Raw genomic sequence first — 20,533 nt, forward strand, 5'->3', positions numbered from 1 at the left:
TGGCAGCCGATCGTTTGGTGTCGGCTGCCGTCATGTCTTATTTAATTATCGTCTTAATCTTCATTTGGTCAGAATATTCCCATCAATCCAACATGTAGATTCTCCACTCTTTGCTACTTTGCTGCTTTCGTACACAGACCGCTATAGTTCCGATTGGATCATCTTTATCATCCGTTTGATATCGAAGCCCCACACAAAACTGATCCTGAGTAGCTTCTTCGTTTGATGGCGGATATGCTCCGATAAAAGTATATCTGTGCTTCTTCATTGGCTCAATCCACGATTCGGATGCCCCCTGTACAAACAGCTTACCGATTTTCTGCTCATCTTGAGCTAACCAGTGATCGGCAAAGCGTTTTATGATGTCAAGAGCCGCTGGATCGCCATGAAATCGCAGGATGGATGCCGTTTTGAAGAGATGCCAGTTTGAGCCGTTGTCTGTTGTTTCGTAATAAATGGTATCTGATTCCTTTTCCTTTATAAAATCGGCCCTGACCGTTCCTATCCCATCCTTACTAATTTGTGGTGGATATGCCATCCCGAATTGAAAGTCCCTCTTATGTGGAAACTCTTGCAATCTCCAGTTCTTCCCGCTGTCAGTTGTACGATAGAAGGGAATCACATCTTTCTTCTTGTAGGAAGAAGTTATATAACCTACCCCATTCTCTTGAATCATCATTGAAGTGACATACCCGCTGATACTAGATGTTAAGTCACAATTTAAGGTCCATGTTGTTCCGCCGTCTTTTGATAAATATAGCGTTTTTTTGGCTAAATCCCCTTCTGGCTCCGATTGCAGCATGATCCAAGATGGTCCATTTTGATGAAGTGATGCCAGGATATGATCTTGATCTACTTCAGCCTCCCATGCCTGCTCGATTGGTAGTTGATTGGAGTTCCAATTTTTCCCATGGTTATCCGTACGATAGACTTGGAGCCCCGTCTTGATGCTGGCATTTGGTGGTCGGTCGACCGTCCATCCTGTCAAATCGCCTTCATTATAAAAATATATCCGATTTCCGCTTGTTAATGGCATGGGAAAACCACTCAACACGACTGGGGTAGGCATAGTCTCAGGAGTTTCGACAGGATCCTGGCTAAGAGTTTCGATTGACGCAGGAGTTTTCTGGGAAGACTGAACATTTTCCGGTTTAGAATTATCACAACCTGCAGTAAGTATGGTAACCAGCATCAAGGTTTGGATGATCAAATGTATTTTCAATTCGTGCCTGTCCTCCTTTATTTGCCTCGTCGCTCCAACTTCATTTAATGAATAAGTGGTGTTACTTGAAGAGGTTTCCGAGTACGTGGACAGCCCTTCTTTTTATTGAACTAACGTTTTGCTCCATTCACCAAAGATTTCAACCCCCATTTGATTGTTAAAAAAACATTAGCACAACGCGGCTACCGATCCATACCGGCAGCCGCGTTCTTATTGAGCTATAGTTCCCGGTTAGCTGAGCGATTGATCAAATTATTTGTCTTTTTCGTAATTATCAATTAGCATAAATTCTTTAACTTCACGATAAGCAATGTACACAGGTTGCCTTCCTATATCAATCCAGAGTGAAAATATCTCCGATCCTATCCGTTTAATATCCGTAAGTTCACCAGAGATCTTCGATCCATTCTCAAATATAATTCTATAATGTTTACCTAATTCCAGATTCTCGGACACCACTTTTCATTAAGCACATTAACAAATGACATTTAGCTTTCTCCCCCTTTATTTTATTACCAATTTCTTCATAAGCACTGCTATTTCCTGCAAAGGTTGTACTAAAGTAACCTTCCCGTTACTTACTTCTTGCACAGACAGCATAATACAACAAAAAAGCCGCTCGCTTGCTTTTTACGCGCGCGTGCCCCTAATCAACTCTTTCTCCAGTGGACTAAGTTCAAAATTAGTTTTCATTTGAGAGTGAAGAATAGGCATCAAGCATGTCTAGCCTTTTCAAAAAGATATACCATCTCTTCGACATCTTGAATATTCATCTCCTCCAGATCTAAAAAGCGATAAAGATTAACATATTGTTTAGAATAAACATCTTCATCAAGCAGACCGATCACCTGAAGGTCAGAATCTTGCATACGATGCAGGCAGTATTTGTAAACGTAAAGAATGCTCTTTTCATATCCCCACTCTAAGTTTCCATCAACCGCTGTATGAAAAAAATGGGGTGAATTGCTCCCCATACGGGATTCAGCCAGTATGTGAATCTCACTTTTAGATGCAAATAGACGCTTTTTCATCTGCTCAAGCGGTTGATCAAGACAAAAAGTCCTGATAAATGCTCTGTACAATTGGTCATGCCCAAATACGCCGATATTCTTTTTAAGAAAATATTCAGTACGGTTCTGACTCCTCGGTAGCATGTGGTGTTGCCAATACGTTGCCAAAATTAAATCGTTTAATCCTATACGCAAATGAGCTATAGCTGTTCGGAACCAGCCTTTTTCAAGCATTTCTCTCGCCTTTTCAAGTCGGGTATCAGCTTGCCCCAGCGCCTGGGTAGATTTCATATGAGTTACCTTTTCATGAAACAGGATCCGATCAAATCTTTCTTTGAAAGTAGTCAGCAGGTTAGTTGGATCATAGACAATCCTGCACCCGTAAATTTGAATACGAAATTCTAGCACCGACTCGTCCGGTTCATTGACTTGCGCCAAAAAATTCTCCAAACGAGGTTTCGTATACTGAAATATCTCGACTCCCATTCCTTCGATCACGTTAAAATGCTGGAACTCCTCGATTCGTTCCTCAACTAGTAGGCATAATTCCAGATCAGAATGCTTCCAGGCAACACCGCGCCCGATGCTTCCTCCAAAAGCTACACCTAGAACCCGTGGATCAGAAACATATTTTGCTGCAATGTGATTCGCGGTTGCATACAGCTTGGCTTTCCAATGCATGTCCATTGCCTCCTACTGTTTTTAAGTGTTTTCCAAATTTTATCATACTACAAATCTATCCTGCTCGTTAGATGAGAAAAGGCTGCCGATCTTTGTTGGCAGCCTCATCCTGTTAGTTATTGAGCTATCGTTTCCCGTTATCAGAATGACTTTTTAATCGGTGATAATAAAGTATCAGACCGGAACCCCTTAACTATCAAGGAAACCCGGTCGTTTTAATTGCCATCGTGCCTGCTAGTTGAACGAATCAATTCTCTCATCTGCTAAATAGTGAAACATCCTCACATCCGTTTATCGCTGACCTTCCTGCCGTTCCACCAAATAAAACATATAATCGGTCGGGACTCCGAAATACCCTTGCTGCCTCAGCATGGCGGTCACATTGCCCCGGTGATACGTCCCGTGGTTAACTATATGCCGCAGGATTTCGGAGAAATGCGTATCGATTCGACCATACAGCGGATGCTGGATCGTCATAGTTTTGTCCGGGTCGGGCGTACGCCTCAGTAAATCGCGGAAATGTTCGGCAACACCGGCGAACAGTTGCCGCATCTCGTCCACTGTTTTGCCCTGCGCTTCCTCCGTCCAGCCCGGGATCTTCGGAAAAATGTCTTCGTTCGGAACTTCCGCGAGCACTGTCATAAAGAGCTGTTCGAACAAGTACAAGTGCCCGAACGTTTGCGACACGGACGGAAACACGCTCGTCACTTCCGCGTGGAACGCATCTTTCGGAAGCTGATCCAAGTGGGCAAATAGCCGATCATTCGCCCAAACATGATAGTCGTACATTTTATGAGGGTGTTGAAGCATGGATGAATTCACCTTCCCTTTATTCGTCGTTTGACTGCGCAGCCTTGTCTATATCGTATACCGGGTTTGCTGACAACCGCTGTCAGTGAAGTTCAATCGGGATCGTTTTCGTAATGTTTTGCAATTCCGTATGCCATTTCTTGGATCCTACGCTTCAGTTCCAGCGGCTCCCGAATGCGAATGGCCGTGCCAAACGTCATCAGATACATCGGAAGGTACTTGTTCATCGTCGGGACGTCGATCAGAAACCGCGCTTCCCGGTCGGTCCGTTCCGTCAAATAGTGGCGCAAATGCCAGTGGCCGCAAAGCGCGTTCAGCGTATCAGGCTCCCCCTCAATGCGGATGACCGCCAGTGGTCCGTCCGCTTCTCGTTCCCGCTCGGACTGGTTGCGGAAATAGGCGGATGTGGAAAAACGCTCCGGCTTTTCGAACCGCGCTTCGGTTGGCTCCAGCCGCGAAATGCGGTCCACGCGAAACGTCCGCAACGTCTGTGATTGATGGCAGAACGCGACAGCGTACCATTCGTTTCGGTCGAAAGCCAACCCGTACGGATCGACTTCACGTTCGTCGGCCTGCTCCACATTCGCTTTGCGATAGGCGATGCGGACCGTTCGCCCTTCCTTCGCCGACTGCTCCAGCTCCCGCAACAACGGTACGACGGAAGGCGGACGCGACGGAGAAATCACATCCATGCCGCTCGTCTGATGGGACAGATCATGGCGCTGCTCTTCGTGTAGCCCGTTCTCCACCTTCTTCAACGCGCTTTCCAACTCCTCTGTATACGGGTAACAAGCGCCTCGCGCAAATTTAAACGCGTCCACAAGTGCCTTTAGCTCAACGGAGTTGAAGAACAATGGCGTCTCCTTGAAGCTTTCCAGAATACGAATGCCGCCGTCGTGGCCCGATTCCGCCACGACCGGCACGCCGCTGGCGCACAATGCGTCGATATACCGATACACGGTCCGGACGCTGATCTCCAAACTGTCCGCGATCTGCGCGGCGGTAAGCTTTCTTCCGGATCGCAGCATCCAAAGCATGGACAGCATGTTATCCCATTTTGCCATCGAGAGCACCTTCTTTCTAGGTGAATATCATTTTGTACATAAGGTTTCAAATACGTCCTGACGATTGATTATGTTCACTCCATTTGGAGCAAAAAGTTATTTTTTCTTCAAATTCGAACCTCCTATAAAATGGAAATAACACCGCTCCATAATTTAGAACATACGTTTCCTTTTGTGAGGTATAAGTATCAAATATCTATACACATCAAACACTACTACCCGTCCCTTCAATGACTACAATCTTCCTTGCGATATGCCAAGCCGGTTAATATCATTTATTTCTTCTGCATTAACAACATAAATAAAGAAAGACCCAAGAAACATACTAGAAAAGCTGCTGCCTCTTTTGTCGTTAGTCTATATTTTAGACGTTTCCATGTATTGGAAAGTTACGCTATCCTGCACATTACTTCATTGAAATCAAAAAAAGAGCTGCATCAATTCAGCTCCTGAGCGATACTTTCCTTTAGTTTGATATTGTCTAAAACAAACCTAAGCATCCATTTCCCTTATCCTTTCAAGCCCGTTGTAGCAAGTCCCTGAACCAAATATTTTTGAAAAAACAAAAATACGAGCAGCTGCGGAACAATCGACAGTACGGACATGGCGAACAGCGGACCCCACTGTGACATCGAGGACGGGTCTGCAAACATTCGTAGACCGAGCGAAACGGTAAAGAGCTTCGTTTGATTCAAGTAAATGAGTGGACCGAGGAAATCATCCCACGACCAATAGAAGGAAAAGATCGCCACCGTCGCCAAAGCCGGAGCCATCAACGGAAGTATCATATGCCAAAACACCCCGAAGGTTGAGCAGCCGTCGATCACTGCCGACTCATCCAGCTCCTTGGGAATACCTCTAATGAATTGAATGAGCAGGAAGATGAAAAACGGAGTTCCTCCTACAAATGCGGGAACGATCAGTGGCAGGAACGTATTCACCCAATCCAGCTTGTGAAATAATATATATTGGGGAATCAGCGTGACTTGAGCAGGCAGCATGATCGCCATCAACAGCAAAGCAAACAGCAGCTTGCGCAGCTTAAATTGCAGACGCGCAAAACCGAAGGCTACCAGACTCGAGGAAACAAGTGTCCCGACAACAATCGCTGATGTCACGATTAAGGAATTCTGAAAGAACAGTCCAAAATGGAAGTTCCCAAAGCCAGCCCATCCTTTCACATAGTTATCCCATCTAAAGCTTGAAGGAAGCAACGATGAGGCATTCTGGAAAATTTCCGGTTCCGGCTTCACTGAGCTTGAAATCGCCCACAGTATTGGGTAAACCATGAATATCCCCAGCAGCACAACACCTGTATGAAATAAAAAGGTACGTATTATGCTGTTCATCTTATTTCCCTCCTTCGGTCTCATAATGTACCCATGAGGAAGAGGATTTGAAAATCAATGCTGTAAACAGGCCTACAATGAGCAGCAGCACCCAGGCCATCGCCGATGCATAACCCATGTGGAAGTGCGTAAATGCCGTTTCGTACAAATATACCGCATAAAATAAAGTTGAATCCATCGGTCCGCCACTTGTAATTAAAAAGCTTTGGGTGAAGGTCATAAAGCCTCCTATCGTCTGCATCACCAGATTAAAAAATATGATAGGCGTCAGCATGGGCAATGTAACACGAAAAAAGCGCATGACCGCTCCGGCTCCATCCATTTTGGCAGCCTCATACAATTCAGTCGGAATCTGCTTAAGTCCAGCCAAAAAAATAAGCATCGGCGAGCCAAATTGCCATACCACGAGCAGAATCAACGTCCATAAAGCAAAGTCGGGACTCGCAATCCAGCTCATGCCTTTAATCCCGATTAAGCCAAGAAGTGAATTAACTGCTCCCTTGGAGCCAAATAACTGCTTCCACATCACGGCAACCGCGACACTTCCGCCAAGAATCGAAGGAATGTAATACAAGGTGCGATACACGGTAACTCCTTTTCGATCCACGTTAAAAATCATCGCCACCAGCAGGGCAAACATCAATTTAAGCGGAACCGATACAAGCACGAACAGCAGGGTCACCTTGAGTGCAGTAAGGAAACGCTTATCACTGGTGAACATCTCGATATAATTATCCAGGCCAATCCATTTGGGGTTGGACAGCATGTCATATTGCGTAAAGGAGAAATACAAAGAGGCCAGCATCGGGCCGATAATGAATACGATAAAGCCTATGAGCCACGGTGAAATAAAAGCATAACCAATGATCGTTTTTTTCCATTCCCGTATAGCCGCAAGCTTATTCACCCCGATAGAATGGCGGTCTGTTGCTACTGTCTGGCGCATCACGAATTGCCCCCTATATGAAGATGAGCCGTCCGATGCCGAACGGCTGATGTTTACTTAATTTGAAATAATCATAACAGAACAACTGCTAATTACTTTGCGCTTTTGGCTAGAATTTGCTCAGCATCCTTACGGAATTGCTTCGCGCCTTCCTCTGGAGTCAGCTTGCCAAAGTTGATTTGCTCCTGCAGCTTGCCGAGCAGCGTTCTGATTTCGTTGTCTCCTGCAGGAGATGGCGCTTCACTTTCACGAGCATACTTTTGTGCGACTTCAACATAGGAGAACATCTGCTTGGAGGTATCCGGAAGTTTCGCGGAAACCGATTTACGGATTTCAGAAGAGATCGGAATTCCCCGTTCTGCCGCCAAAATATCGTTACCTTCAGCATCATTGGTGAAAAAATCGATCAGCTTCGCTGCGGCTTCCGGGCTTTTCGAATGGCTGGTGATCGCGAATGACATCGCTGCCTTCAGGAAGTGCCCTTCCTTACCGCCGGGGTGTGTAGGGTAAACGGTCATTTTCAAGGGACGCTTGGAGGCCGCCACTAAGGCGACAATCTGGTTGCTTTGAACCGGCTGAATCGCTGCTTTACCGTGAACAAGTAGTGAGTTTTCCAGCTGTTTAAATTCAGATTGAATCTCTGGCCCTGGGGCCAAACCTTCCTTCATCAGCTTCTGCCAATACGTATAGTATTCAACAAATACCTTATCATCCAGGTAGGCGAGCTTTTTCCCATCTTCTGAGTAAAACATCGTTCCATTCTGTCTGACAAAATGCTTGAATCCATCATAACCGTTATCAAGAGTAATCCCGTAAAAATCTTTGCCCAGCTTAGCTTTCATTTTACGTAAAGTAATGGCCAGATCTTCATACGTATAGCCCGGCTTTAATTCTTCGACACCCGCTTTCTCGAACAAAGCCGGATCGTAGACCATTGTCATCGTATTGGTACCCAGATTGACGCCCCACAGCTTGCCATTCACCTTATCCGGCAAATAGTTAGCATCGACATTTTTAAGATTAATCGTTCCCTTGTCTACATATGGATTCAAATCGACAAGCAATTTACGGGATACGTACTCGTTAATGACGCCCTCATGAATTTGCATCAGATCCGGCAAGTTGCCTCCGGCAGCCTGCGTATTGACTTTATTCCAGTAATCATCAAACCCGATAAATTCAGATTGCACCTCAATGTTCGGATTTTTTTTCATGAATAAATCGATCGCTTTTAGCGTTTTATCGTTCCGGTCCTGAGAACCCCACCAGGCAACACGAATTTTGGCCTTGGCTGCAGGATCTGCCTTGGGAGCATCTGTTTTGGGAGCATCTGCCTTTGGCGCTTCCGCCTTGGGAGCCAAGGCATTGTTACCGCTGTTAGCTCCCGAGCTACACCCTACAACTCCCCCTGCCAATATTATCATGGACATCATTGCTACCATACTTCGCTTCATATTGAAACCTCCCTTTTCCTGTGTACATAATGATTTGTGTATCAAGATAGCGCTTACGTAACGTTCATGAACAACAAAGTCGTTTAATTCTCCTTACATTATGGCTATATAAGAACCCTCGCATGTGCAGTCGCCGCTTGCCTTGTACAGGACATAACGTGAAGGGCTCGTGCACCGCAATGACCATCGATCTCGAAAGGTCGATCCTCTCGCAAAGCATCGACAAAGGATTGATGCACATTCGGAAGTGCACCGCCACCAGATAGTGTGTGTGGAAATGTTGATTCCGACACGGTTCCTGCTATATAGACAAGCTGACCATCTGTATAGCTGTCTTGTAGTTGCATCGTCAGCTGCCCACTATCCAGCACATATCGGGCCCAGCCTGCTGTTCCGTTGATCTCCAGCACGTATAAGGGAGTATCCGTGTGAACAAACGAGCTATAGGTCGTTTCAAGGACCGCTGTTACACCTCCGGCTAAACCGTATATCGCCGTTGTCACATCATCGCCTTTCATCGGGGCATGCAAGGTATTGGAGTACGCTTGCACCCATTCGATATCGCTATGTAGCCAGGCAAATAGATCAATCATATGGACTCCAAGCAAATCCAGAGCTCCTGAAGCCTCCTCCATTCGCCATTGACCCTTCTGAATGTGAAACCCGTTGGAAGAGATCATCCTGCCCCGCAGTGAAATCATTTCACCAAAATTTCCTTGCCGGATCAACCGCCTTAGCTGCTGAATACCCGGATCACCTCGAAAGCACATATAGATGCCCAGCTGACGTCCGCAGCGAATGGATGCATCCACCATTCTCCGTGCGGCATCTAGGGTGTCTGCCATCGGCTTTTGACATAAAACATGCTTACCGGATTCCAGACAAGCTATTGTTACAGCCTCGTGAAAACGATTGGGCACGGCAATATCCACCCAATCCACTTCCGGATCGGACCATACGGAATCAGGATCGTCAGTCCAATACGGGATACCGAATTGCTGAGCTGCGGCATGCGCTTTATGGATATTAGGATCACACAGCCATTTGAGTCTGGAACCATTCACCGCTTGATGTGCAGGAAGATGAAGTGCTTTGGCAATGCCACCGATACCGATTAATGCAGCCTTTAGCACCGTCATTCTGTTAACCTCCTTTTAGAAAGCTATGAGCCTGTTAGTTCATGCAGCAAGGCTCTTAAGCGTTCAGGCGATTCCATTGTCCCCACGGCATGTACGCGCTTGCAAAGTACATTTCATTCCCTTAATCATACTGAGTCTACTCATAAAGCTTATCATAAAAAAATGGGTTAAACTTTCATTAATAACGGTTATAATGTTGTTAAAGTACGATAATGGGAGGTGCCGAATGGCAGTTATTGAGCACTTGGATTTGACCGATAACCACTTTGTTCTAAAGTATCATGCGGATCAACAGATGGTTAACCATTTTCATGCCCACAGAGGGATGGAGTTTATGTATATATACAAAGGGAAGGGGCATTTGATGCTGGATAGCCGTATGTATGAGTTTAAAAGCGGTCAGTTGATTTTTTTTCAGCCTTTTCAGCTTCACTGTATCCGACAGGACAACACTTCAGATTATATTCGTTCCTATGTTGTATTTGAGCCGTCTCTATTTGATACGTATTTGGCGCCGTTTCCGGTATTACGCAGCTTTTTCCATCATCTGTGGAAGGATCAGCTTACCAAGCAAATTTTCGAGCTGAGTGAAGAGCATCCGCTGGTCCTGCTCTATAAGGAGCTTCATGAGCGCTGCAGCAAGGTTCCCCGAAACACGTTGGCTGAGGAGTATGGATTGTTCTTCGTTCGGTTTCTTTGCTTGCTCCGTCCCCTGTGGTCGGAATATAATAGCTCCGATGGCGCTTCAATCAGATCGCTTAATCATGCGGAGCGCATTATGGATTGGGTCGAGGAGCATTATCAGGAGCCCTTTTCGATCCACGAGCTGGCCAAAGAGGTTCATCTGTCCCACAAGCATATCTCTGCACTGTTCAAGCAAAAAACCGGAGGAACCATTACCGACTATCTGATGGCCAAGCGACTGAATCAGGCGTGCTTATTATTAAAAACCTCCTCCAAGACAATCAGTGAGATTTGTTTAGAAAGCGGTTTCGCAAATTTGTCTTACTTTTGCCAGTTTTTCAAAAAAAGAATGAGTATTACGCCTTATCAATACCGAAAACAGTTTTTGGACCTATAGTTCTCTTCTGATTTTTAAATGATTGCGTTGATCTCTTGGCGAAATGCCTCTGTACAGCTTGAATTGTTTATTAAAGTAGCTCAACGAATGGAATCCGCACTCAAAAGCGATATCGGTAATCGATTTTGTCGTATGATCCAGCAGATAAACTGCAGATTGCAGTCGAAGACGGCTTATAAATTCATTCGGTGAAAGACTCGTAATGCCTTTGAATTTTTTAAAAAACATCGTTTTTCGCAGATTGGACATCACGATCATCTCATTAGTATCGATATCTTCGGAGAAATGGGACAGCATATATTGAATAACATTAATAATCCCCTGATCGGTTTTGGAATTGGATAACTCATCCTGCTGCACAGCCTCATAATATCGGAAGATCATGACCAGAATATCGATAAAATAAAGAAATTGCTTGGCCCTCCATCCAGGAAGCTGCTGCTCCCCTTCTGCAATGGCCAGCTTGGAAGCATTTTGTATAGCTTGAGCAAACGTCGTATGAGCAGGAATTAATGGTGAGAACTTGTCGGCGGCATAGAACGGCGTCAGCAGCTTATGTCCTTCCGGGATCGACCTCGCAATTGACGGGGCAAATAACACCATCGTCCACTCTACCGGTTTATTGCTATCCTCAGCCAGGTTATAGTGCGGCTCAAAAGGACGAAACACATATACGTCACCAGGCTTGCCATGATAATCACGGTCACACAGATGATATTTCACATTATTTTTTAGCACGATGCTAATCTCAAGTGCATCATGAAGATGCATCTCATGTTCGGTTAAGGTACCGACTTTCTTGACAAAATTAAGTTCATCGTCCAAACGAATATCATCGTAAAACATAGCTGCCCCTCCGTCTTCCCCAGCAGAACCTGGAATACTTGTCAACCATTAATATAGCAGACGTCCTAGTATTATGAAAGCGGATCCAAATATAAGCTTTTAAAAAAACCGAGAGCGCTTGGCTTCCGGTTCTTGTTGATTACCGATTCATGGAAACACCCCTGTGTCAACCACAAACCGTATACATTATTTCTTGTACGATGACAGATCTTCGCGGTCTGTCAACAACTTGCCAGTCTCGGCATACCGGCAGACGGCTGATGCCACCTGAAAGGCATACGCTCTTCTTGGCCGATCCGTATGATTCGTTTTACTATGATGCAATGTTTCCCTATGGAAGATGACAGCATCTCCGGGTGCCATCGGTCTGCATGGTGCTCCATTGTCCGGGTCTGCTGCACGGCGATGCGATTCTCCGACTTCATTCAGATCCTTTTGACGACCCAATCGATGGGATCTTGGCGCCAACCACAAACCAGCATTTTCTTGAGTGATGTGATCCAGAGCGACAAAACCATTGAGCATATGCCCCAGAATATGAGTGTACATATTATCCTGATGCCAGGCTAAGCCTTCACCATGCGGAGGAACGACTGCATACATCCCCATCCATAGCTTAACGTTATCACCCAAAATGCTTTCAAAGGTTTCAATGATCCTTGTATTGCTGAGGAAATTGACTGTTTCCGGGAACTGTTCCTGACTTTTGGCCAAGTTCAATGTAGCGTTGGACTTCCATTTGCCATCACTGGATTGCTGGGTAGCAAACTCGGTATTCTCTTTGTTAATTTTATCTACCGCTTCCTGGGTCAAGAAGCCGGGTGCGTAGAAATAGCCTTCGCGGTAAAATTCTTCAATCATATCTTCAGTCAATACAAAATTCGATGTGTTGGTCATTAACATGGGTTTAGCCCTCCTTGGATGGTATGCTATAACTATATCGAAAAAACATTTTCTTCACTGCTTCATTTCAATCAATTAGTTGTACATTTGTTCAACCTTCCATCCCTAGTAGTCTGTCTGACGAAACCAAATGGGTGAATAGATATTCATTCGTTCTGAGAAAAGTATGGTATTCCACCGTCCGGTGAATAAGTACCGCTGCGCTTATAAATGATTGCAGGCTAGTCACGCATTCGGATATGCTCGTAAGGCTTCCATCGGGATTGCTCGGAGACAGGGGATTGACCTGCCCTTGGCTGCAAGGCTGCCCAATGCTCAGTACCCATCTCGGCGGATTGTACAATCTGTGACCATAGATCCTCAACCACTTCATAGGGAAGCGGCATTCGATTTGTTACAGCTTGGGATCGTTCTCCAAGATCAGCTGCGATGCGACTTAAAGCAAGTTCGCATGCATGGCAAATTTGTTCACCACACTCCCGAGTCGCCTCATTGGCATCATGTGCAGCCGCCAGTCGTCCACCAGCCCCGTCTAGCTCCTCCAATCCTTTCTTTGAAGGATCAATCAGATCGGGACGAATGTGCATCAACATGGAAATCTCGTATTTTCCGGCATGATCTCCGGTATACATACCCTCGACCAGATCAAAATCCGTTCCATACCAAATGCTCATCCCAGTCTGCTCCTGAAACATCCGGGAAATTTGTCGAAGATCGTGCACATGCGCTCCACCGTGTCCGGACAAAATCACTGCCGATTGAAAGCCCGCATTATAGAACGAGCGCAGCTGATATAAAAAGAAATGATAAAATACGTACGGAGGAACCGAAGACATAAAGGGGTTATGCTCTCCAACGTTTTCCTCCAGAAATTTGGCCGAAGGCCCTGCCTCGTGCACATGATAGCCCATACTGGGAGCGACGATGCCGCCCACCTGACGGGCTACTTTCGCGCATAAATATTCCGTCTTGAAAGTATCCAAACCAAAAGCACTGATCTGACCATGCGGCTCACATAAACCCAACGGTACATACACGATGGGACACTCCTGCTGACGGGCAATGAATTCAGCTGGGAACAGCTCGGCCCACAGAACCTTGGACATGGCTTTAGAGGCATAGCTCATAAATGTCTCCTTGCATGATAGAAATGTCGGATCCAGCGCTCTCGTATTTTAATAAGCTCAAACAGCTCATCCGGCAACGCTTCTTTGTCGCATGCTGCAATATTTTCCACTGCGTATTCCAGTACCTGCATCGAAGAAATCGCAACCGTCACACCTGGGTCCTTCAGCACGAATTTAATCGCCAGCTCGGTTAATGAGCTTGCATATTGAGGAATATATTGGCAAAGACGATTCACCTTGTCCAGGTAAACGCTTCTAGGCTGACAGTCAAAGTAATTGTAACGATAATCGGACTCGGGAATGGCTGTATCTTCCTTCAAAAATCCGGTCAGTCCTCCTTCGTCCAGAATTACCCTTGCTATGACTGCCACTTGATTTTCCTGACAGATCGGAACCAGACAATCAAGCGCCACCGAGTCAAATATATTGACGATTGTCTGCACTGAATCGATCACTCCTGCTCTAACCAATGAAATCGCATGATCATGCCGATGGTCTGGCAGGGAAACACCCAAATAGCGAACCTTCCCTTCCTCTTTCAGCCTAAGGAGCTCTTCCATCCAATAATCTACAGCATCCCACTGAGGCCAATACACATGAAGCTGGAGCAGATCCAGTGTCTCTATATCCATGGCCTGCAGTGATTGCTCAACACTTGCCCGAATCGATCCGGGCGGATAGGTGGATTGTACATCCAGCGGAAAGTGAAAGCCTGCACCGGGTAACGAATGAGGTGGTGCCGACGCGGCCGCTTTCGTTGCAATGAACGGTTTTTCGCCGCTCCACTCCTTTAAAGCCTTGCCTATGAGCTCTTCCGATCTTCCGTAGACTCTTGCCGTGTCAATAAAATTAATCCCGTTCTCAAGTGCATATACAAGGGAACGGATCATTGCAGCATCATCCTGCTGCCCAAAAATACCATTTAAACCCATACCGCCAAAGCCAAGCCTGCTAATGGTTTCACCCGAACGGGCGAACATGGACGATTGCATAAATGTCTCCCTTCTTAAGCGAATCCAGTCCTGACTTATTTGTATCATGGAAAAGAATTGAAAACATCGCCAAACCTGTAGTAAAAGTTGTACTTTTGTTCAGGTTCAGCAAACCTTCACGAAGAAAAGGAAGGTTCTCGATCATTACTCCATTTCCCTGCCCGTTTGCACAACGCGGCTGCCTATCCATGCCAGCAGCCGCGTCTTTATTATTATTTATTAAGCTATGGTTCTCCGTTAATTGAATAACATTTTTTTATTTCAGCCAATCTTTTGTAGCGCTATAGCCAGCCCCCATTTCCTTGAACGATTGAGGGAATGGTACTAATCGGTGCGAAATCCATAAACATGTGCCTTGGAGGCCGATCTTCGAGACCAAATTGAAATGCTAAAAAAGATAAAATATTTTTTTGAATCTGTCGATTTAGTTATTTCTCATTCGTTGACTTAATAGAGACTGAGTTCGAACAGTCGAAACCAAGGGATGAAAGGATGTTATAAGATGGCAAAACAAACAACTTATATTATGTCGGAGGACGCAAGAGCTCAAGCTGAGTTTTACACTTATGCGCTAGGCGGAGAGATCCTGTCCATTATGACGCATGGACAGCTTCCTGAAGCAAAGGAAGAGCTCAAGGACAAAGTCGTTAACTTGAGTCTAATGGCCGGAGGAATTAACTTCTTAATGTCCGATTCCGTATTTGAGCCGATCATTCGGGGGAACGCCATAAATCTGAGTCTCGAGTTCACAACAGAAGCCGATGCCCGCGATGCATTCGATAAGTTAGCTGAAGGCGGCAATGTGAAGTGCCCGTTGGAGCTGGCATTCTGGGGCGCCTTGTACGGCCACATCGAAGACAAATACGGCGTAATGTGGATGATCACCACCGTGGGACCGACGGCCTAAAAATAAGAGCAAGAGCAAAAGCCCGCCCGAAAATAATATCGGGGGGCTTTGTTGCTACCACCGGTAATCTGACCGATAGTTGAATAGGCTGCAGATCGTGCCGGTTTTGTCAGCTTTGTTTGTTTTGTACTTTTTAGGCGGCAGTACTCGTGTTGGGCTTTGCTACATCCTGCTATCGTTTTCCCATTCAATTACTTCTGCACATCCGCCTTCTCCAACTTTATTGCCGAGTTTATTTATCATTGGTTGGCCTAATATAGTGATTGCTTTTTTTATTGCCCATGACTGATGTTCATGAAAAAAAATAGTATCAACTTCATCTAAGTTTATCCATTTTAAATGATGGTCGTCGTCTATCGGTTCTTGTACTTTTTCAATAAACTCTGCTAAAAAGAAAATTCCATTGCTTAATAAAGATTCATTTTGAGGACTGATAAAATATCTTTGTGCCTTGCCGATACAAGAACCAATGTATATTTCATAACCTGTTTCCTCTAATAGTTCTCGTCTTAGACATTCTTCGGGTGTCTCGCCTTCTTCAATCCCACCACCAGGCAAAAAACAGCTTCCTTTAGTCGTAAAAATTGCGGCAACTTGTTGTTTATTAGCATTTATAATAACGGCATAACTGCCATCTCTTCTTTGATATTTAAGGTGTTTAACTTTCTCTCCAAAAATCAATTTTTCTTCCAAGAATAATTCACCCCAACGATGGTTTCAATGATATTTAGAATACATAAAAATCCCACTTTTTGAAGTTGAAAAAGCGGAATCACCTTTACTGATACTTCTAACATTCACGAAAATTCCCCAATATTTCACACAGATTTACTACCAATTTGCGGACTTTATCTTTAGTTTATATTACCATATTGGGTAGTCACCGGATAAGCGGAATTCCTACGTAAATCTGCCCGTTAGCCGAATGACCTTTACCTTATTTTCGATAAGGTTCACCGTGCTATATGTAACGGCAAGTTTTAAGGCTCTCACTTTTTTGCTAGATAGCAGCACGTTAGGTCAGGTGCATAAAAATGGTCTCCATTGCTCCCCAAGGTGCTTCTTTCTCATCTATCTTCACGAAACCATATTTTTCGTACAAATTAACATGGTCACTAACAAGGTATACTTTATCAAAACCCAGTTCCTTCGCGTATGCCAAGGCAGATAAAATCAACTTTTCACTTAATCGATTGCCTCTGTACTGCTCTCCCACAAACACAAACCCGATATAAGGCGTATAGGAAACATCAGGTATGCAGTCGGTTTTTGCTAAAGTGCAATAACCAGCAATGTGATCACCATCAAGTGCTGTAAAAACTCTTTCCCAGTCTGAAAAATGGCATTTTTTCATTTGTTCCGCTAAATTGGATCCTGCCTTCCATGAACAATTCTGCGCATATTCAGCAACGACTTGCCACAACTTATCGCTATAAATGAGCGATTCTATTTGCATAAATGCTCTCTTTCTTAAAGGCAGCCATCCACTGGATAGCCCTTTGTTTTTTATTTTTTTAATTGCTCTCCGTTTTCAAAACAAGTGTTCAACTCTTATTCATAACTTAACAGTACAACACTTGGTATGAACTAACATGATAAAAAATGATTATATTTGAACACATCGTCCATTGATACTAACCTGTCCGTTACTCTAATGAGAATCAAAAAGGCGCCGCATCGCTGCAAGCTCCTCTGCTATCGTATCCCGTTAGAATCTCTTACCAAGCCACAATTTGTGGCTTCTTTTTTTGTATAAAAGACAGTATTGTTTTTCATTAATCTTCCCAGTAAAACAATGCGTCGAATACCTTATACCCATCATTGTTTAATATGGTTCTAATTTCAGTTTCAAATGAAAGTTGTTCCTTAACGACCCTCTTAGTCAAAAATTCAATTTTATACTCTGCAATCTTCTCCTTAATAATTCCAGCTTATTCAAGTATTCTGCCCGATAGTTGAATAGGCTGCCGATCGCACCGGTAGCCTATTCATGGATTCACTACCCTTCTCCATTAGCGTAGTGAATCCATTCAATCAGTTCTCTTAAAAACTATCTATAAATACATCAGGGAAATCAGCTTTTCACGGAAAGCGACTTGTCATGTTCAATCCTTTCCCTCTGACCGGTGCAGCGCTCCGACCAGTTCTACAAAGTGACGCCCGCGCTCTTCAAAGTTACGATATTGGTCAAACGCAGTGCATGCAGGACTCAGCAGCACAGTGTCGCCCAGTGTGGCCAGCTTGTGCGCCTGCGTCACTGCCTCGGCCAGGCCTTCACAGCGGACAATAGGCGGGCAATTCGGTACTCTGCGCGCCTCTGCCTCGATTTGACTGGCCGATTCTCCGATCAACAGCAGCACCTTGACATGATCAGGCAGCAGCTTGGCCATCTTGTCAAACGGTACTTTCTTATCTCGCCCGCCGGCGATCAGTAGCACTTGGCCCACATGCGCATGCAGCGTGGCGATGGTACGGGAGGGGCTTGAGCCGATTGAATTGTTGTAATAATGCACGCCGCCCACAGTTGTCACCCACTGGTTTCGGTGCTCCACGCCGACAAAGTTGCGCACCGTCTCCAGGATTGCCTCATCAGACACGGCCCCCCGCACGGCGGTCATAGCAGCCATAACGTTCTCCACGTTATACCAACCCGGCAAACGAATGTCACTGATGGGTAATAGACCGTCGATCACGCCATCGTGGAGAGTGTGCCTGCCGAAATACTTGGTCTGCCCCCGTCCGCGCAGTGCGGCGGTCGCCGGATTGTCGCCGTTTAGGACGGCAAAGTCGTCAGCACTCTGAAAATCTAGCAGGCGGCGCTTGGCGGCGGTATATTCATCCATGTCACGGTGCCAGTCGAGGTGATTGGGCGAGAGGTTGGTAATCACCGCCACATGGGGAGAGCGCGTCAAATCCATCAGCTGGAAACTGGATAGCTCGACCGCACAAGCATCCAACGACGACATCTCTCCCACGCGTGTCAGAAGTGGAGTGCCAATGTTGCCGCCCATATGAACCGTACGCCCTCCGTCAGCCAGCATGTCTGCAATCAACGATGTGGTGGTTGTCTTACCGTCCGAACCGGTCACGCCGAAAATAGGACAAGGACACAGCGCAAAGAACTCCTCCATTTCACTGGTCACACGGCTGCCACCAGCGCGGGCCGATTCCAGCGCCGGATGGTCTGGGCGCATGCCCGGAGTGCGGAACACCACGTCGCCCCCAACGTGATCCAGATAATTTTCCCCTAAGTGCAACACGACGCCTAGATTGTCCCACTCCTCCCGGGGCAGGGCCGGATTGCGGTCACGCACGGTGACGCGCCCCCCTGCCGAGCACAGCATGCGGATCAGGGGTGAATTGCTAACACCGGCGCCGATGACGGTTACGTCCCGACCGGCCAGTGATTGGATATAGATGTCAAAAGCAGGATTCATAGGTACCTCCGCTTAGAAAATGTCATTTTAATCAAATATACCACATATTGGAACGATCCTGCCTGTTAGCTCAATGAATAACTGATCATTTTGAGATGATTCCTCAATTGCGGGATACAATATAAAAGATCAAAAAAGTAAGCTACATCAGTTTAACCCGCCATTTTCTTTCCCTGTACAGCGGAAGTAAGTTCGTGAACCTCCACGAAATGATCTTGAGTGGTTCCTTCCCTTTTATGGATCGAGCGGATGCTTGTCCATATGAAAAACTATTCAAGCAAAAATTACGCGAATATGAGCGGCAACTGTGGTCACTTATATATTAAATATATGGATAGTTCATAAAGATATATTATATCTACGATTATACATAGATTACAATAATAACAATGCTTTACAGAGTATCAGAGCAGGGAATTGGAGCAAGAGGGTGATCTGGATAATTCGCTAGCGTTACAGAGAGAACGGATCAAACTCGAACCAGAAGTGGTTGCTTCCAGTTGGACGCTTTACGCCGTTACCGAATAGGAAGCTGTATATTTGGTAGGGAGATATCCACGAAAGCAAGTGAGAATTCAATTTTAATGGGATAATGGTCAATGGAGAAATCATAGGCTCTGGCCCTGATGAGAGAAAGGAAAGATGTTTGCATGAACAGCAAAGAGCGCGAAGGTGCTTCGTACGAACGTGTGACAGATCAGCAGCTTCAAGATCAGTTGAACTATTATCGAGAACGCGCTCCAGAGTATGACGACTGGTGGTACCGTCGTGGCACATTTAATCACGGAGACGAAGCCAACCGAATCTGGTTCGATGAGGTCAGCATGGTTAAGGAATCTTTTAAAGCTGAACATTTTGAGGGTGACTTCCTTGAACTTGCGGCGGGGACCGGCACTTGGAGTTGTCTGTTTTTAAAAGAAGCCCGGACACTGACAGTTGTAGACGGCTCCGTAGAAATGCTTTCGCATAATCCGGTAGTTGCTGAACCCAATGTGAGGACGATCATTGCTGACCTTTTCAGTTGGTCTCCTGATCAGTTATATGATTCAGTTGCTTTTACTTTTTGGATATCGCATTTACCAAGAGAGAGACTGGTTGGCTTCTTCACCATGGTATCACGCTGTTTGAAGACCGGCGGGAAAATGTTCTTTGTCGATGATCGAGAAGTAGCAGGAACCCGTGAGTCTCATGTAGTGGGGGCATCTGGGCAAACGATGATTCGGAAACTTAACAATGGTGATCATGCCATTATAGTGAAGAATTTCTTTGGCGACAAGGATATTCAGCAAATTGCATCTAAAGTGGGAATTGAACTGCATGTGCATTGTACCCCTACGTACTTCCAGTATGGGGTAGGGTCCAAGACTGTCTAATGCAGCACAACAGGAAGCATGTCCCTGAAACAGATATGATTTATATAAACCAAGTGAATATCTCGTGTCCCCGTTCAATGCGACGGAGAAATTCATCGGTGGGAATTACTTTCTCATCGTCAGCCAAACATCTATTCGCTTGATTAGGTTATTTTCTATTCAGCTATTTTTCGACAAGAACTTTCCACTGTC

18 protein-coding genes are annotated in these 20,533 nt (G+C 45.4%); 3 read left to right on the plus strand and 15 right to left on the minus strand.

Annotated features, from left to right (window positions below; genetic code table 11):
• Nucleotides 1-82 precede the first annotated feature (82 nt).
• The 8 genes from NV381_RS12570 to NV381_RS12605 form a co-directional block, all read right to left on the minus strand.
• Nucleotides 83-1,222 carry a WD40/YVTN/BNR-like repeat-containing protein gene (locus NV381_RS12570; RefSeq protein WP_258213637.1) on the minus strand — a complete coding sequence of 380 codons (1,140 nt, stop codon included), beginning with the start codon at nucleotides 1,220-1,222 and terminating at the stop codon, nucleotides 83-85.
• Between the two features lie 713 nt (nucleotides 1,223-1,935).
• Nucleotides 1,936-2,913: a hypothetical protein gene (locus NV381_RS12575; protein WP_258213638.1), complete on the minus strand. Its 978-nt coding sequence runs from the start codon at nucleotides 2,911-2,913 to the stop codon at nucleotides 1,936-1,938.
• A gap of 291 nt (nucleotides 2,914-3,204) precedes the next feature.
• Entirely contained in the window at nucleotides 3,205-3,723 is a 519-nt protein-coding gene (locus NV381_RS12580) for a DinB family protein (protein WP_258213639.1), read from the minus strand.
• A gap of 92 nt (nucleotides 3,724-3,815) precedes the next feature.
• Nucleotides 3,816-4,787, minus strand: coding sequence for a helix-turn-helix transcriptional regulator (locus tag NV381_RS12585; protein ID WP_258213640.1), 972 nt, complete (start codon nucleotides 4,785-4,787; stop codon nucleotides 3,816-3,818).
• Between the two features lie 509 nt (nucleotides 4,788-5,296).
• Entirely contained in the window at nucleotides 5,297-6,136 is an 840-nt protein-coding gene (locus NV381_RS12590) for a carbohydrate ABC transporter permease (RefSeq protein WP_258213641.1), read from the minus strand.
• Nucleotide 6,137: 1 nt separating this feature from the next.
• Complete coding sequence (locus tag NV381_RS12595; protein ID WP_258213816.1) at nucleotides 6,138-7,082, minus strand: carbohydrate ABC transporter permease; 945 nt, start codon at nucleotides 7,080-7,082, stop codon at nucleotides 6,138-6,140.
• Nucleotides 7,083-7,174: 92 nt separating this feature from the next.
• Nucleotides 7,175-8,536 (minus strand): ABC transporter substrate-binding protein, encoded by a 1,362-nt coding sequence (locus tag NV381_RS12600; RefSeq protein WP_258213642.1) that lies wholly within the window; start codon nucleotides 8,534-8,536, stop codon nucleotides 7,175-7,177.
• A gap of 104 nt (nucleotides 8,537-8,640) precedes the next feature.
• Nucleotides 8,641-9,675, minus strand: a complete 1,035-nt coding sequence (locus tag NV381_RS12605) for a Gfo/Idh/MocA family protein (protein WP_258213643.1) — start codon at nucleotides 9,673-9,675, stop codon at nucleotides 8,641-8,643.
• A 226-nt stretch (nucleotides 9,676-9,901) separates the two neighbouring features.
• On the opposite strand from NV381_RS12605, the gene NV381_RS12610 reads away from it, so the two are divergent.
• On the plus strand, nucleotides 9,902-10,756 hold the full coding sequence (locus NV381_RS12610; protein WP_258213644.1) for an AraC family transcriptional regulator: 855 nt from the start codon (nucleotides 9,902-9,904) through the stop codon (nucleotides 10,754-10,756).
• On the opposite strand, the gene NV381_RS12615 is transcribed toward NV381_RS12610, so the two are convergent.
• From NV381_RS12615 to NV381_RS12630, 4 genes are all read right to left on the minus strand, one after another.
• Nucleotides 10,751-11,602 carry an AraC family transcriptional regulator gene (locus NV381_RS12615; protein ID WP_258213645.1) on the minus strand — a complete coding sequence of 284 codons (852 nt, stop codon included), beginning with the start codon at nucleotides 11,600-11,602 and terminating at the stop codon, nucleotides 10,751-10,753. The genes NV381_RS12610 and NV381_RS12615 overlap by 6 nt on opposite strands.
• A gap of 186 nt (nucleotides 11,603-11,788) precedes the next feature.
• Complete coding sequence (locus NV381_RS12620) at nucleotides 11,789-12,505, minus strand: phytanoyl-CoA dioxygenase family protein (protein ID WP_258213646.1); 717 nt, start codon at nucleotides 12,503-12,505, stop codon at nucleotides 11,789-11,791.
• A 221-nt stretch (nucleotides 12,506-12,726) separates the two neighbouring features.
• The gene (locus tag NV381_RS12625; protein ID WP_258213647.1) at nucleotides 12,727-13,632 is read right to left on the minus strand and encodes a creatininase family protein; all 906 of its coding nucleotides are present in this window, start codon (nucleotides 13,630-13,632) and stop codon (nucleotides 12,727-12,729) included.
• Nucleotides 13,629-14,624, minus strand: coding sequence for an aldo/keto reductase (locus NV381_RS12630; RefSeq protein ID WP_258213648.1), 996 nt, complete (start codon nucleotides 14,622-14,624; stop codon nucleotides 13,629-13,631). The genes NV381_RS12625 and NV381_RS12630 overlap by 4 nt, the downstream gene beginning before the upstream one ends.
• 502 nt (nucleotides 14,625-15,126) lie before the next feature.
• On the opposite strand from NV381_RS12630, the gene NV381_RS12635 reads away from it, so the two are divergent.
• Nucleotides 15,127-15,531 carry a VOC family protein gene (locus NV381_RS12635; RefSeq protein ID WP_258213649.1) on the plus strand — a complete coding sequence of 135 codons (405 nt, stop codon included), beginning with the start codon at nucleotides 15,127-15,129 and terminating at the stop codon, nucleotides 15,529-15,531.
• 162 nt (nucleotides 15,532-15,693) lie between these two features.
• Here NV381_RS12635 and NV381_RS12640 read toward each other — a convergent pair whose 3' ends face one another.
• The 3 genes from NV381_RS12640 to murD all read right to left on the minus strand — a co-directional run bounded on the left by NV381_RS12640 (nucleotide 15,694) and on the right by murD (nucleotide 18,968).
• The gene (locus tag NV381_RS12640) at nucleotides 15,694-16,224 is read right to left on the minus strand and encodes an NUDIX hydrolase (RefSeq protein ID WP_258213650.1); all 531 of its coding nucleotides are present in this window, start codon (nucleotides 16,222-16,224) and stop codon (nucleotides 15,694-15,696) included.
• A 322-nt stretch (nucleotides 16,225-16,546) separates the two neighbouring features.
• Nucleotides 16,547-16,987: a GNAT family N-acetyltransferase gene (locus NV381_RS12645; RefSeq protein WP_258213651.1), complete on the minus strand. Its 441-nt coding sequence runs from the start codon at nucleotides 16,985-16,987 to the stop codon at nucleotides 16,547-16,549.
• A 649-nt stretch (nucleotides 16,988-17,636) separates the two neighbouring features.
• Nucleotides 17,637-18,968, minus strand: a complete 1,332-nt coding sequence (gene murD / locus NV381_RS12650; RefSeq protein ID WP_258213652.1) for a UDP-N-acetylmuramoyl-L-alanine--D-glutamate ligase — start codon at nucleotides 18,966-18,968, stop codon at nucleotides 17,637-17,639.
• Nucleotides 18,969-19,594: 626 nt separating this feature from the next.
• Between murD and NV381_RS12655 the strand changes: the two genes are divergently transcribed.
• Nucleotides 19,595-20,341: a class I SAM-dependent methyltransferase gene (locus NV381_RS12655; RefSeq protein ID WP_258213653.1), complete on the plus strand. Its 747-nt coding sequence runs from the start codon at nucleotides 19,595-19,597 to the stop codon at nucleotides 20,339-20,341.
• Nucleotides 20,342-20,533 lie beyond the last annotated feature (192 nt).

The organism is Paenibacillus radicis (ex Xue et al. 2023) (assembly GCF_024722015.1).
In the GTDB taxonomy this organism is placed as follows: domain Bacteria; phylum Bacillota; class Bacilli; order Paenibacillales; family NBRC-103111; genus Paenibacillus_S.

What these genes read in the sequence shown, in the direction of transcription:
- NV381_RS12595 (WP_258213816.1), bottom strand. Translation starts at nt 7,082, where the DNA reads ATGCGCCAGACAGTAGCAACAGACCGCCATTCTATCGGGGTGAATAAG.
- NV381_RS12585 (WP_258213640.1), bottom strand. Translation starts at nt 4,787, where the DNA reads ATGGCAAAATGGGATAACATGCTGTCCATGCTTTGGATGCTGCGATCC.
- NV381_RS12605 (WP_258213643.1), bottom strand. Translation starts at nt 9,675, where the DNA reads ATGACGGTGCTAAAGGCTGCATTAATCGGTATCGGTGGCATTGCCAAA.
- NV381_RS12630 (WP_258213648.1), bottom strand. Translation starts at nt 14,624, where the DNA reads ATGCAATCGTCCATGTTCGCCCGTTCGGGTGAAACCATTAGCAGGCTT.
- NV381_RS12620 (WP_258213646.1), bottom strand. Translation starts at nt 12,505, where the DNA reads ATGTTAATGACCAACACATCGAATTTTGTATTGACTGAAGATATGATT.
- NV381_RS12580 (WP_258213639.1), bottom strand. Translation starts at nt 3,723, where the DNA reads ATGCTTCAACACCCTCATAAAATGTACGACTATCATGTTTGGGCGAAT.
- NV381_RS12575 (WP_258213638.1), bottom strand. Translation starts at nt 2,913, where the DNA reads ATGCATTGGAAAGCCAAGCTGTATGCAACCGCGAATCACATTGCAGCA.
- NV381_RS12635 (WP_258213649.1), top strand. Translation starts at nt 15,127, where the DNA reads ATGGCAAAACAAACAACTTATATTATGTCGGAGGACGCAAGAGCTCAA.
- NV381_RS12655 (WP_258213653.1), top strand. Translation starts at nt 19,595, where the DNA reads ATGAGAGAAAGGAAAGATGTTTGCATGAACAGCAAAGAGCGCGAAGGT.
- murD (WP_258213652.1), bottom strand. Translation starts at nt 18,968, where the DNA reads ATGAATCCTGCTTTTGACATCTATATCCAATCACTGGCCGGTCGGGAC.
- NV381_RS12590 (WP_258213641.1), bottom strand. Translation starts at nt 6,136, where the DNA reads ATGAACAGCATAATACGTACCTTTTTATTTCATACAGGTGTTGTGCTG.
- NV381_RS12615 (WP_258213645.1), bottom strand. Translation starts at nt 11,602, where the DNA reads ATGTTTTACGATGATATTCGTTTGGACGATGAACTTAATTTTGTCAAG.
- NV381_RS12645 (WP_258213651.1), bottom strand. Translation starts at nt 16,987, where the DNA reads ATGCAAATAGAATCGCTCATTTATAGCGATAAGTTGTGGCAAGTCGTT.
- NV381_RS12610 (WP_258213644.1), top strand. Translation starts at nt 9,902, where the DNA reads ATGGCAGTTATTGAGCACTTGGATTTGACCGATAACCACTTTGTTCTA.
- NV381_RS12600 (WP_258213642.1), bottom strand. Translation starts at nt 8,536, where the DNA reads ATGAAGCGAAGTATGGTAGCAATGATGTCCATGATAATATTGGCAGGG.
- NV381_RS12625 (WP_258213647.1), bottom strand. Translation starts at nt 13,632, where the DNA reads ATGAGCTATGCCTCTAAAGCCATGTCCAAGGTTCTGTGGGCCGAGCTG.